Raw genomic sequence first — 13742 nt, 5'->3', positions numbered from 1 at the left:
CTTTAATTTATTACTATTTATTTTATAGTGTTTTGAAAAAAGATCAAATAAATCTTCTTGATCGAACTACATTTATTGTTAATCAATTTTTGAACTTTAGAACAGACAATTTAAGTAAAATGATTTTTAAGTTTATTATTTTAAATAACTCTTCTAATATACCCATTTGTAGGTATTTTTTTCTTTTAATAAATGCATAGATTTGATTATTATTAACTTAAAAACTAAAACTATGAAAAATTATGATGTAAAAGGCATTCTGTTAGAAGGTAAAAAAGCAGTTATTGCAGTAGCATTGCCTGAACCTTCTAGAGACAATATTTATAAAATATTCAAGATTTATAATATTTCGGATCATAAAGAAAATAAAATTGTAATTCATTTTAAAGATTCAAAAGGCGAAATTTTAGAATGGAATGAGAATGTTGAATTATTTAAAATTGATTTAAATCAGGCAGTTACAAATGATGCAATAATAATTGACTTTACCAAAGAAATAAATGTTGCTTTCCATCATCAAAATGCAGAATTAAATAAAACTCCTCAAGAAATATACAAATTAGTTTTTGATCCTATAGTTACTCCTGATACAACCGGAAAAGGAACAATTCGTGAAGGTGCGTAAAAAATCATTACATACAACTTTTTACTTTATGCTCACTTTACTTGGTATGGTGAGCATTTGTGTGGGACAAAATAAAGTTTTGAGCTCTATCGAAAATTCTATTCAGGAAGGCAAATCAAAAGAAGCATTAAAGCAGCTTTCTTTATTAAACACAACTGCTTTTTTACCGGAAGATTTGGGTTATTATTATTTTCTGACAGCAAAAAGTTACAGTAAAGAAAACAATGATGTAAAAGCGATTGAAAATTATTTATTGGCTAAAAAACAATATTTAAAAGCTAATGTTGTAGAAAAAGCAATGGAAATTAATCTAAATATTGCTTCATTATTAGTTAGTTATAAAGACAATACACAAAAGCACCAATTCTATCTCAAAGAATATATGGATTATGCTTTTTCAACCAAAAATAATGCTAAAATTCTTAAAGGATATGTTCAATTAGCCTCTTTAAAAATCAATAGCAAAGAAGCCAAAGAGAGCCTGTATTATTTTAGAAAAGCAATAGCTTTAAACAAAAAAGTAAAGGATATAAAACTTGAAAGTAAGATATATAATAATCTTGCTGTACTTTTTAGTGATGTTTTATATAAACCGGATTCCAGTTTGTATTATCTCCGGAAAGATAATTTGCTTTTGCATCAGGAAAAAACACCAAATCCTAATTACATCTGTTATAATTTGATGAATCAGGCTTCAAATTATTCGCAGCTTCATCAGTATGAAAAAGCAATTGGTTTACTACATGAGGCAGATAAAATAAAGTTAATCGAATACAACAAAGTCAATAAGGAAAACATCAATAATTTTCTTTATTTAAATTACAAAGATGCCAAAAATCTTGATAAGGCATTGTATCACTTAGAGATTTCAAATAAATATCATGATTCGCTAAATACAGAACAGCAAAATATTGCCATTAATAATTTTGATACTAAATATAAAACCAAGGAAAAAGAACTTGAAAATCTTGAATTAAAAACAAACATTAAAACAAACAGGGTTGTTTTATATTTGACAGTTAGTGTTTTAATTATTGTTTTGTTAATCAGTATTTTAGTGTATAAAAATATCGTTAAAAAGAAAAAAATTGCCGAACAGGAAAAACTTATCGAGATACAAAAAACAGAAAAAATACTTAAAGACCAGGAACTTAACGATATTGATCTAATGCTTGAAAGCCAGGAAAAAGAACGACAAAATATCGCCAACGAATTGCACGATAATTTGGGCAGTATGCTGGCAACACTAAAGCTAAATTTCCAAAATCTAAAGCGTCATAATGAAGTAGCAAATCAACAAGAAAATCAACTTTATGATAAAACCGATGCTTTGTTAGAAGAAGCGTATCAAAAGGTACGGAATATTGCGCATCTTAAAAATTTGGGCATTATTGGCAGCGAAGGATTATTGATTGCCGTTAATAAAATGGCCGAGAAAATGAGTGTTTTAGAGCATTTAACCATAAATGTTATTCCGTTTGAGCTTACAGAGCGATTAGAGAATAGTATAGAAGTTGCTTTATTCCGGATGATTCAGGAGCTGTGCACGAACATTATAAAACACTCTGAGGCAACCGAAGTCAATATCTATTTAACCCAGGGCACATCAAAGGAAATTAATATTATTATTGAAGATAACGGAAAAGGATTTGATCCTAAAACTGTGGTAAGTAAATCCGGAATTGGGCTCAAAAATATGGAGAAAAAAGTAGAACAGATGGGCGGAACATTTACCATAGATTCAATTTTGACTAAAGGTACGACAATCATTATAGATTTGCCATTATGATAACGATAATCATTGCCGAAGATCATCAGTCGCTTATAGACGGCATCAAACTTTCTTTAGAATTTGAAGATGATATCGCCGTTGTAGGTGAGGCCAACGATGGGGAAGAATTGATACAATTGGTTCGTAAAAAAAGGCCGCAGATTGTTATTACAGATATCCGAATGCCAAAATGTGACGGAATTTGTGCAACTAAAATTATTAAGAATGAATTTCCGGAAATTAAGATCATTGCTTTTAGTATGTTTGATCAGACCGAAGCCATTCAGCAGATGAAACAAGCCGGAGCATCAGGCTATATTATGAAAAACTCTCCGCTCAGGAAATTAATTGAAGCAATTAGAGCCGTTATAAGCAACGAAACTTTTTTTGACGATGCAATTGTTGTCAAAGATGAAATAACTAAGGAAAACATCCTTTTAAGCAATCGGGAGAAAGCAATCCTGAGACTTATTGGCGAAGGAAAAACATCTAACGAAATTGCTGATGTACTTTTTATAAGTAAAAGCACTGTAGATACCCACCGCAAAAATATCCTCAAAAAAATGAATCTCTACGGCAAAACTGACTTAATACGTTTTGCAGTAGAACGCAAATATGATTTTTAAATTCTATTATACTTGACGATAGTAGTTGTAAATTAATCAAAATAGTTTTTAAACCAAAAAATCCCCATTTGTAGGGATTTTTTTATGCGCTGTAATTTCGAATTTTGGTTTAATAATCAACCAGTTAGTCGAAAATGGGAATTAGAGTAGGCAAACCAAAAATATAGAAATAATTAAAATAACAAAAATAAAAGTGGAGACTAGAAACCACTCAAATAAACGGGGCGCCACCGAAAAGCCAAAAGAGTAGGGAATCTAAACAAATAATAAAATGGAAAAATTTATCGCAGAACAACTGAAAGAGAACTTTGTAGTAAAAGTATTTGGAGAACCTTATTCAGTTCTTAAACTAGATTTAGCGAAAGAAAATTCGCCATCATTAAAACAATTTGGTGAAGGTCCATGGCTTGTAAAAGTTGTTGGATTAAAAACGGCTGGTGCTTGTATAAAATTAGATAAGCCAAAGTTTCTTCTTCTGCCTGGAAGTGGTGAAAAAGCAGATGATTGTGGATTTGACAATTCTTCAGTTCTGATGTGGAAAGTTGAAAAAGATTTTTCAACATTAGACCTTCAAATTAATCCCATATCGATCGGGGAAATCGTCAATGATTCTGAAAAAGGACTTTCACTTTCTTTAAAGTTGAAAGAACCTAATTATTCAAAAGGCGTTTTTACTGGAAAAGTTGAAATAAAAGCAGGAATATTCGGTTTAAAAATCACAGAAAATGTTCCTATAAAAGGAACAATTACTGAAGGCGGTAGCATTAAAGTGTATGAAGAATATATTGGACCTTTTCTAGTTGTTATCGTTTTAACATTAGAAACATTGAATAGAGCTTGTGCAGAGGTAACGGTCTACTATAGTGGATTTAGTGCTAATGATAAAGTTTGTGTAACATTTTAGAATAAAAACTAGTCCATCATAATGGTTTCGAAAATAGTGGATTAAGTGGACAAAGAGATTAATAATTATCAAGTTAACCTCGAATAGATAAATTAGTAATTCGAGGCCCACTTCATCTTCATGAAACCTAACCGACATGAAAAACGGAGAATTAAAGAAATGTATTAATTCTTATATAATAAAAAATGTAGACAAAGCTATTCAAATTTGAATAGCTTTTTTTTGAAAGAATTTACGTATATTTTGTATCTTTGCTGATCCTAAAATAAATTCTCAGATTTGTTTTAGAAATCTATTTTTCGCAGCCATTTAACTCTATTTCAATTCATGTCAGATCAAGATTTATTTTATTTATTAGCCTTATTAAAAGTGGATGGAGTTGGGGATATAATGGCAAAAAAGTTACTGACACATTTTGGTAATGCAGAAGCCATTTTTAATACTAAAATGAATCAAATTGCTGCTATTGATGGAGTTGGAACAGTTTTATTAAGGAATTTAAAAGATAAAAGTGTTTTTGAAAAAGCAAATCTGGAACTTGAATTCATAAAATCGAACAACATAAAAGTATCCTTTTTTAAAGATGAAGATTATCCTGAGCGACTTAAACATTGCATAGATTCTCCAGTTTTAATTTTTTCTTCGGGAGATATAAATTTAAAGGGTAAGAAAATAATCAGTATTGTTGGAACTCGCCAAATAACAGGTTATGGATCAGAATTTTGCAGGAAATTAATTGAAGATCTTGCACCGCTTGATCCAGTAATTGTAAGCGGTTTTGCTTATGGTGTAGATATCGTTGCACATCAATTAGCGATGGAATATAACTTACAGACTATTGGTGTTTTGGCACATGGTTTAAATCAAATCTATCCAAAATCACACAAAAAATATGTTGCAAAAATTGAGGACAATGGTGGGTTTATTACCGAATTCTGGAGTTCGTCAAATCCGGAAAAAGAAAATTTTGTGCGCAGAAATCGTATTGTCGCCGGTATGAGCGAAGCTACAATCGTCATAGAATCAGCTGATAGGGGAGGATCGCTAATAACTGCAAATTTAGCAAACGATTACAATCGGGATGTTTTTGCCGTTCCTGGTCGTGTTAGTGACAAGTACAGTCAGGGATGCAATAATCTAATTAAAACGCAGAAAGCAAATGTACTTACCAGTGCGGCAGATTTGGTTTATATACTAAACTGGGATATTGAAAATAAAGCCAAACCTGTTCAGAAACAGTTATTTGTAGAATTAGAAGAAGAGGAGCAAAAGCTTTATGATTTTTTACTAAAAAACGGGAAGGAATTATTAGATACTATTGCCTTAAAATGCGATTTCCCAATTTATAAAATCTCAGGTATGTTGTTGAATATGGAGTTAAAAGGTGTGATTAGACCTTTGCCGGGGAAATTGTTTGAAGCAATTTAAAAAAGTAAAAAGTTGCCACGAATTACACAAATCAACACAAAACTAGTCTGTGAAATTAGTGCAATTTGTGGCGATATTTTATTTCCCAAAGCCCAACACTTCACGAACTTTTGCCAGAACGCCATCAGCAACAACTGATGCTTTTGCAGCACCTTTTTTCAATAAGGCATCAACTTCGTCCAGGTTATTGATATAGTAATTGTATTTTTCTCTTTCGGTTTTAAATTTTTCGGTAATCAATTCAAACAAAGCTTGTTTTGCGTGACCATAACCATAATTTCCACCTAAATAATTAGCTCTCATTTCAGCGATTTGTTCTTCAGTTCCTAACAAAGAGTAAATTGCAAAAGCATTACAAGTATCAGGATTTTTCGGTGCTTCAAGCGGTGTACTATCTGTTTCGATGCTCATAACCTGCTTGCGCAATGTTTTATTATCAAGGAAAATATTGATAATATTATTGGCCGATTTACTCATTTTTCCGCCGTTTGTTCCTGGAATCAACATACTGTCTTCCTGAATTTTAGCTTCAGGAATTACAAAAGTTTCTCCCATTTGGTGATTAAAACGAGAAGCGACATCACGAGTAATTTCTAAATGCTGCAACTGGTCTTTTCCAACCGGTACAAATTCAGCATCATACAATAAAATATCTGCAGCCATTAACATAGGATATGTAAATAATCCTGCGTTTACATCTTCTAAACGATCCGCTTTATCTTTGAAAGAATGTGCTAAAGTCAAACGTTGAAACGGAAAAAAACAACTTAAATACCAGGTCAATTCAGCAGTTTGAACTACATCAGATTGTCTGTAAAAAGTAACTTTATCAGGATTTAAACCACAAGCCAGCCATGCTGCAGCGGTGCTATAGGTATTTTCTCTTAATGTTTTTCCATCTTTAATTTGTGTAATCGAATGTAAATCAGCGATAAATAAATAAGATTCGTTCGCAGGATTATTTGATAATTCGATTGCAGGAATAATTGCTCCTAATAAATTGCCTAAGTGTGGCGTTCCAGTACTCTGAACACCAGTAAGTATTTTTGCCATTCTAGTTTTTTCTTAACCGCAAATTTCGTTTTTTTACCCCAAAGTGCATAAAGTTTTTTACGCAAAGTTTATTTTGACGTTTTTTTACCTCAAAGAGCACAAAGTTTTTTCGCAATTCCATGATATGCCAGAGCGATTTTTAGCTTCTATAATCAGGAAAAATCTAATATTCTAAAAATCTCACTATCTAAAAATCTAAATTCACTTCTGTTTTCTTACATTTGAAACCATGAAAGGAATTAAAATTGTTTTTTGGGTTTTATGGCGCGTTTGGTTTTACATTTTGATGGCCATTCCAATATTGATTATGCTGCCGTTTTTACTGATTTCTATTATTTCAGAAAGCGGATACCCCTATTTTTTTAAAATGGCCCGCATTTGGGCTAAATTCATCCTTTTCGGGATGGGTTTCTATTATAAAGTCGAGCGTGAGCAAAAGCTGATCAAAAATAAGAGCTATATGATCGTGGCAAATCATACTTCGATGACAGACATTATGCTGATGTTGGCTGTCGTTAGAAATCCATTTGTTTTTGTTGGAAAAAAAGAACTTTCAAAAATTCCATTGTTTGGTTTTTTCTATAAACGAACTTGTATTTTGGTAGACAGAAATTCTTCGAGAAGTAAAAATGAAGTTTTTAAAAGAGCACAAGACAGACTTAATCAAGGACTTAGTATTTGTATTTTTCCCGAAGGCGGAGTTCCGGATGATGAAACTATTTTATTAGATGAGTTTAAAGATGGAGCTTTTCGTTTAGCAATCGAACATCAAATTCCAATTGTACCCGTTGTTTTCGCAGATAACAAGGAACGATTCTCTTATACTTTTTTAAGTGGAAGTCCTGGAAAAATGAGAGGAAAAATTCTTCCTTTTGTAGAAATGGAAGGACTGACAAGCGAAAATCGAAAAACACTTCGGGATGAGGTAAGGCAATTGATTTATAAGGGATTGCTTGAATTTAAGAAAGAGAATAGAGGAAAGAGAATAGAGGAAAGAGAATAGAAGAAAGAGAATAGAAGAAAGATGATAGAGAATAAATAAGAAAACCCGATAACTTTACTGAGTTATCGGGTTTTCTTTTGAATTAAAATCCCCCATTTTATATTCAAAATGCTATCGATGAATTATTTTTTCTGAAATAAAACGCAATACTTTTTTAAATTTTAATTTGGTTTTTCTACGGTTTTTATTGTACAACACTTCTATTTTCTCTTTCATGGTTTCAAAATATTAAGGATTGATAATAAAGAGCTTATCTTAAACTCAGTTAACGTCTCAATATAATAGAGAGCGAAAACTGAAAAAGGTTGCGTGAATCATGGAATTTTTTTTCGATAATAATAAAAACCCGTTAACACCAAACAGTTAACGGGTTTTATCGAACAAACAACCAAATTTATTCTGAAAAAAAGTTCAATTTTGGTATTATGGCCTAATACCTAATCAAATCTTATGTCTGTTTACTAGATGAACTTATTATAAAATGGTTGCGTCATTTTTATTCTTTTTTTGAAATAAAAAACCCGATACGCTTTTAAATGCATATCGGGTTTGTATAAAATCTTAATAATAAGTGTTTTGAATAATTTAAGCGTTTGCTAAATCTTTAATATGCGCTTTAATTTTTATTTCTAATTCATCTGCTAATTCAGGATTATCTTTAATCAAAGATTTTACAGCATCACGACCTTGTCCTAATTTTGTATCTCCGTAGCTAAACCATGATCCAGCTTTTTTAACGATCTCAAATTCAACAGCTAAATCAAGAATTTCTCCGGTTTTAGAAACTCCTTCTCCGTACATAATGTCAAATTCAGCAGTTTTAAAAGGCGGAGCCACTTTGTTTTTAACCACTTTCACTTTAGTTCTGTTACCAATTACGTTTTCACCGTCTTTAATTTGTGATGAACGACGAATATCTAAACGTACTGAAGCATAAAATTTCAATGCGTTACCACCTGTTGTAGTTTCAGGATTACCAAACATAACTCCAATTTTCTCTCTCAACTGGTTGATGAAGAATACTGTACAATTTGTTTTGCTGATAGTTCCGGTTAATTTTCTCAAAGCCTGAGACATCAAACGAGCATGAAGTCCCATTTTAGAATCTCCCATTTCTCCTTCAATTTCACTTTTTGGAGTCAACGCAGCAACAGAGTCAATTACCACAATATCAATTGCTCCGGAACGAATAAGGTTCTCTGCAATTTCTAAGGCTTGTTCACCGTTATCTGGCTGAGAGATGATCAGGTTTTCGATATCTACGCCTAATTTCTCTGCGTAATTTCTATCAAAAGCATGTTCAGCATCTATAAAAGCTGCAATTCCGCCTGCTTTTTGAGCTTCTGCAATTGCATGTAACGTTAATGTAGTCTTACCAGAAGATTCTGGTCCGTATATTTCGATAATTCTACCTTTTGGGTAACCATTTACACCAAGAGCTAAATCTACACCAAGAGAACCTGAAGAAATAGTTTCAACTTCTACAATGGCTTTATCCCCCATTTTCATTACGGTTCCTTTTCCGTAAGTTTTATCTAATTTGTCAAGCGTAAGTTGTAGCGCTTTTAATTTGGCATCTTTTTCTGAACTCATCTTTTCTTTCTCTTTTTCTTTTTCTTTTTCTTTTTCTTTCATGTAAAATATTATAATTTTTTCATTCTCATAAACAAATCAGAAAAACTAAAGATCCTGATTTAGATTTTTACGGCTTGTAAGGTTGTAAAATTAGTTCTTTTTTTTGGAGTTTGATTTCTCCAAATTGTTCCAAATTGTACCAAAATTAGTACTATAAAAACAAAGCCTTTAATTCTGTGGCTTCAGAAGGTTTTATTTTACCGGCCAATAATAAACTCAATTGTTTACGACGCAAAGCAGCATCAAATCGTTGTATTTCAAGGTCAGTTTGCGGGGCAATTGGCGGAACTTCAACTGGTCTTCCGCTATCATCCACTGCAACAAAAGTATAAATGGCTTCGTTGGCTTTGGTTCTGCTTCCGGATTCACGGTCTTCTACCCAAACATCGATGAAAACTTCCATAGAGCTTTTAAAAGATCTGGAAACCTTTGCTTCTATTGTCACTACGGCTCCCAGAGGAATAGCCCTGTTGAATGCTACGTGATTTACAGATGCCGTAACTACAATTCGGCGTGAATGTCTGCGGGCAGAAATACTTGCTGCGCGATCCATACGGGCTAATAATTCGCCACCAAAAAGGTTATTTAAAGGATTTGTTTCGCTCGGTAAAACTAAATCGGTTAAAATAGTTAGAGATTCTGAAGGATGTTTTGGACTCATTTTTTTAATAATAAAATTTTATTTTTTTACTCGCTATGCGAGCATTTTTTTGCCACATGTTAAAATGATTTCATAAATCTTTTTAACATGTGAAATCAGTGGTATATTTTTAATTCAACCAGTAAACAGCCATTACAGCCGGGATAAAATAGATGACAATGGTTCTTGCGCCATCATAATCTTTGGCTAATCTTTGTCCAAAAAGCATCATTAGCAAACTGATGCAGGAAAAAATAGCGCCATAAAAACCAAATTCGCGACCGCTGTTTGTCAATAATTGTATTGCCCCTACAACGCATAAAATCCCTGAAATTAATTCAAGAATCAAAAGATGTAAAAGCGCAAGCGGCACTTGGTTTTTTAATGGTGTTTTAGCAAAATGTCCTTTTAGCCAATCGACATTATCTTTCCAGTAAAATATTTTTTCATATCCTGATTGTAAGAACGTTAAGGCTAAAAATGCCAATAATAGAATGGAGGCAACATTGTTATTCATTTGAAACTATTTTTTATGAATTAAACGAGTAAGTTTTATAGATAAATCTGTCAAAATTATTTTCGCATTTCCATTTCTTTCAATGTGATACATAGCGTCAGAAAGTTCTTTGAAAATTTCGTGAATATTATTTCCGTTTACAAAAGGCGCAAAATTTTCAAGTTTAAATTTTTCTACTTTTGGTTCGATATAAACTAAACTTGGAGCTTCATAATTAAGCAAAAGTGCCTGACGAAACATTTCGATACAAAACTGAATGAATTTTTTCTGGCTTTCGCGACCAAGAGAAGCAATTTCTTCACTCCAGGAAATTAAATCCTGAATAGCAGCAGCATTTCCCTTTGCCCTAAAGGCAGCGCGAACCCAATTGACAAACCATTGTTCAAAAGGATATTCAGAATCGTCTTCTTTCAATAATGAAATCGCTTTATTGAAATTTCCTTGTGCCTGATGTGCAATTTTAAAAGCGGACTTTTCGTCTAGATTTTCTTTAGAAATTAATGCTTCGGCAATGATTTTTTCCGGTAATCCGTTAAAGTGAATTACCTGACAGCGAGAACGTATCGTTTGTATTATATCTTCTTCATTTTCAGAAATCAGAATAAAAATAGTTTTATCCGAAGGTTCTTCAAGGAGTTTTAATAATTTATTTGAGGCGGCGATATTCATTTTATCGGCCATCCAGATAATCATGATTTTATATCCGCCTTCGTAAGATTTTAACGAAAGTGATTTTAAAACTTCCTGTGCATCTTCGACACGAATTTCACCCTGCTTGTTTTGAACACCTAAAACTTTGTACCAGTCGAACAAGCCTCCATAAGGCATTTCCTGAATAAAAGTGCGCCAATCCTGAATAAAATCTAAACTTTTTGGTTTCGTTTTCACGTCCTCAGTAGTGACTGTTGGGTAGATAAAATGTAAATCCGGATGCGAAATGTTTTGAAACTTCAAATTACAGGAATCATTTCCGTTTGAATTTTCGTTTCCTGTGTTGTTACATAAAATATATTGCGCGTAAGCAATTGCAGTTGATAATGTACCACTTCCTTCTGGCCCAATGAATAATTGTGCGTGCGGAATTCTTCCGGAAGATGCACTTTTTATCAAGTGACTTTTGATGTAATCTTGACCTAAAATTTGAGAAAATTGCATGAAGCAAAGATAGAAGAAAATGATGTAGTCAAAAATTTTAGACAGAAAGTTTATCGCTTGGTTTTTATTTATGCCGAAATAAATTTTTTTTGTTTTTTGGAGTTTATTAACCAACTTTTGTTAATAACAATGATAAATGGAGTAGATATGGGTGTTTTTTGGTGATATTTTTTTTCCAAAATTGGCTAAAAGTAAGTTTTTTTTGGTTATTTTTTTCGGAAAATCATTTTTTTTTATAGTTAATATCTTACGGTTTGAGTTTTAACAAATTTAACAAAAACCTCGTTAAAACGCACATTTTCTCGACATAACGCTGGTTTTTAAGCTTTTTTTAAGCTTTTTTTTTGAAAAAAGAAATCAATAAAGTTGCAATTTAAGTTAATTTATATATTTTTGTTTTCATCAACAACCATTTATAAAAAGAATCTATGAAAGGGAAAATTATTTTATTAAGCGCACTTTTTTTCATGACAACCGGAGCTATTTCGGCTCAGGCAAAAAATGCTCCAAGAAGTATTATTAGTACGACAGCTCTTATCCGTAAATACCACGATCAAAAAGAATTGAGCGGTATGCAAAAGGGAGAACTTTTAGAATTATACATTGAGCGTATTAAAGTTTTGGTAAAAACCCTTCCTTACATAGCTTTGGTTACTAAACCTGGTGTTACAATGGCAGATTTAGGTATTCCGGACGACAGTGAACACAAAAAAGTATTAGACGCGCAGGCTGTTGGTACTACAACTTTCTTAGATACTACGGTAGAATTTCAAAGAAAAATGATGCCATATTCTGATAAAGGAAACTTAATCGCTGCGATTTTATTTTACGAAAGCACATTGAAATCTTTACATGAGTTCAACGAATTGAACGAAATGTAATAAATAATTATATTTTTTAAAACCTTTTTTAAAGTGTTTACGTAGATCATTAAAATTTTTTGCGTCATTTTGAGAAAAGAGATAAAAAAGCAACTCGTTCTCGATGTGTTCTGAAAAAAAACAGAAAACTCGAGATGAGTTTTTTCATTTACGCATACGCATACCCAAATTTATTATTAACCGTAATACCCCCTTATCATGAAAAAAATTACTCAAATGATCTGCGTTCTTTTGACTGTTACTGCTATGAGTGCTCAGCAAGAGAAAGGAATTATGGGCTACAACAATTGGTTGAACAACTGGACCGAATTTAAGCCTAACAAAGTAGAGTATGGAGAAGCAAACCAAATTTTAGCAGGAAATATTTCTGTTAATACTAAATTGCTGAAGAGGAATATTTATGTTTTACAAGGCAATGTTTATGTAACCAACAACGCTGTTTTGACTATTGAGCCAGGAACTTTGATTATTGGTGATTTTGAAACAAAAGGAGCCTTGGTAGTTACAAAAGGTGCACAACTTATTGCAGATGGTTTAGAAACTGATCCAATTGTATTTACTTCTAACCGCAGCCAGAAAAAAGCTGGTGACTGGGGTGGAGTTGTAATTCTTGGTGATGCTCCAATAAACAAATTTGGAAACGTAGGTTCTTACAACATGGATCTTGATCCTACTTTGACTACTTATGGTGGTGATAATGCAGCTTCTAATTCAGGAGTTTTAAGATTTGTGAGAATCGAATTTGCAGGAAAAAAAGTAAAAGGAGTTGATACTTTCAACGGTTTAACTCTTGCAGGTGTTGGAAATAAAACAATTCTTGAAAACATTATGGTAAGCTACGCTGGTGGAGATTCATTTGGTCTTTTAGGTGGAGATGTTAATGCTACAAAATTTGTTTCTTATAAATCAATAAATGACGATTATAAATTCTCTCAAGGAGTTCAATGTCGTTTCTATAACTCATTAGCTGTTAGATCTTCTTATTTTTCTAGTACTAAAGACGGATCTCGTTGTATGGAAGTAAAATCATACGAAAAGAAAAGTGAAACTGATTTTACTAAAAAACAGACTTTAGTAGTTGCAACTAATATTACAATGCTTAATGACAGTGAAAACATTAAAGCTGATATTCAGGCAGGTTTAGTAAAAGAAGCTGTATATGTGGCTGAAAATGCTTCTCTTGAAATGAAAAGAAGTGTAATCTCTGGATTTAATCCTGCAGTATTATTAGACAGCAAAACAGAAATCAATGATGCCAACCTTAAAAAAATCAAATTTGAGGAAATGTATTTCAACTTATGTAACGGAAATATCTTTACAGAATACAACTCTAACAACGAAGATTTAGAAAGCTGGTATGGAAACAGTGTATTCTTTAACGTATACTCTCAAAGTGACAATAAAGAAACATTTATTGATATTTTCAACGCGAAAAAACCTGATTTCAGACTTCAATTAGGTAAAATCACAGCTTCAAGCGGAAATAGATAAATAGATTCAGATT

At 32.2% G+C, this 13742-nt stretch carries 13 protein-coding genes; 8 read left to right on the top strand and 5 right to left on the bottom strand.

Annotated features, from left to right (window positions below; genetic code table 11):
• Positions 1-232 precede the first annotated feature (232 nt).
• The 5 genes from RC62_RS08465 to dprA all read left to right on the top strand — a co-directional run bounded on the left by RC62_RS08465 (position 233) and on the right by dprA (position 5354).
• Positions 233-625: a hypothetical protein gene (locus RC62_RS08465; protein WP_055094466.1), complete on the top strand. Its 393-nt coding sequence runs from the start codon at positions 233-235 to the stop codon at positions 623-625.
• A 28-nt stretch (positions 626-653) separates the two neighbouring features.
• The gene (locus tag RC62_RS08460) at positions 654-2414 is read left to right on the top strand and encodes a sensor histidine kinase (RefSeq protein ID WP_082421247.1); all 1761 of its coding nucleotides are present in this window, start codon (positions 654-656) and stop codon (positions 2412-2414) included.
• The gene (locus tag RC62_RS08455) at positions 2411-3022 is read left to right on the top strand and encodes a response regulator transcription factor (RefSeq protein ID WP_055094462.1); all 612 of its coding nucleotides are present in this window, start codon (positions 2411-2413) and stop codon (positions 3020-3022) included. The genes RC62_RS08460 and RC62_RS08455 overlap by 4 nt, the downstream gene beginning before the upstream one ends.
• Before the next feature lie 271 nt (positions 3023-3293).
• Complete coding sequence (locus tag RC62_RS08450) at positions 3294-3926, top strand: hypothetical protein (protein ID WP_055094460.1); 633 nt, start codon at positions 3294-3296, stop codon at positions 3924-3926.
• A gap of 327 nt (positions 3927-4253) precedes the next feature.
• The gene (dprA, locus tag RC62_RS08445; protein WP_055094458.1) at positions 4254-5354 is read left to right on the top strand and encodes a DNA-processing protein DprA; all 1101 of its coding nucleotides are present in this window, start codon (positions 4254-4256) and stop codon (positions 5352-5354) included.
• A 78-nt stretch (positions 5355-5432) separates the two neighbouring features.
• Here dprA and trpS read toward each other — a convergent pair whose 3' ends face one another.
• On the bottom strand, positions 5433-6407 hold the full coding sequence (gene trpS, locus RC62_RS08440; RefSeq protein ID WP_055094456.1) for a tryptophan--tRNA ligase: 975 nt from the start codon (positions 6405-6407) through the stop codon (positions 5433-5435).
• Between the two features lie 229 nt (positions 6408-6636).
• On the opposite strand from trpS, the gene RC62_RS08435 reads away from it, so the two are divergent.
• A complete protein-coding gene (locus RC62_RS08435) occupies positions 6637-7410 on the top strand; it encodes a lysophospholipid acyltransferase family protein (RefSeq protein ID WP_055094454.1) in 774 nt (257 codons plus the stop codon).
• 585 nt (positions 7411-7995) lie between these two features.
• Here the strand turns inward: RC62_RS08435 and recA are convergent.
• The 4 genes from recA to RC62_RS08415 form a co-directional block, all read right to left on the bottom strand.
• Positions 7996-9003, bottom strand: a complete 1008-nt coding sequence (gene recA, locus RC62_RS08430) for a recombinase RecA (protein WP_055094550.1) — start codon at positions 9001-9003, stop codon at positions 7996-7998.
• A gap of 193 nt (positions 9004-9196) precedes the next feature.
• A complete protein-coding gene (locus tag RC62_RS08425) occupies positions 9197-9706 on the bottom strand; it encodes an acyl-CoA thioesterase (protein WP_055094452.1) in 510 nt (169 codons plus the stop codon).
• 109 nt (positions 9707-9815) lie between these two features.
• Positions 9816-10202: a DoxX family protein gene (locus RC62_RS08420; protein WP_055094450.1), complete on the bottom strand. Its 387-nt coding sequence runs from the start codon at positions 10200-10202 to the stop codon at positions 9816-9818.
• A gap of 6 nt (positions 10203-10208) precedes the next feature.
• Positions 10209-11357 (bottom strand): ATP-binding protein, encoded by a 1149-nt coding sequence (locus RC62_RS08415; protein WP_055094448.1) that lies wholly within the window; start codon positions 11355-11357, stop codon positions 10209-10211.
• Between the two features lie 428 nt (positions 11358-11785).
• Here RC62_RS08415 and RC62_RS08410 point away from each other — a divergent pair, with 428 nt between their 5' ends.
• Positions 11786-12238 carry a hypothetical protein gene (locus RC62_RS08410; protein WP_055094446.1) on the top strand — a complete coding sequence of 151 codons (453 nt, stop codon included), beginning with the start codon at positions 11786-11788 and terminating at the stop codon, positions 12236-12238.
• 198 nt (positions 12239-12436) lie between these two features.
• A complete protein-coding gene (locus RC62_RS08405; RefSeq protein ID WP_055094444.1) occupies positions 12437-13729 on the top strand; it encodes a hypothetical protein in 1293 nt (430 codons plus the stop codon).
• Positions 13730-13742: the final 13 nt, after the last annotated feature.

Source organism: Flavobacterium aquidurense (genome assembly GCF_001404985.1).
Lineage (GTDB): Bacteria > Bacteroidota > Bacteroidia > Flavobacteriales > Flavobacteriaceae > Flavobacterium > Flavobacterium aquidurense_B.
Note: the sequence above shows the minus strand (reverse complement) of the source record. Positions and strands in the feature narration are given on the sequence as shown.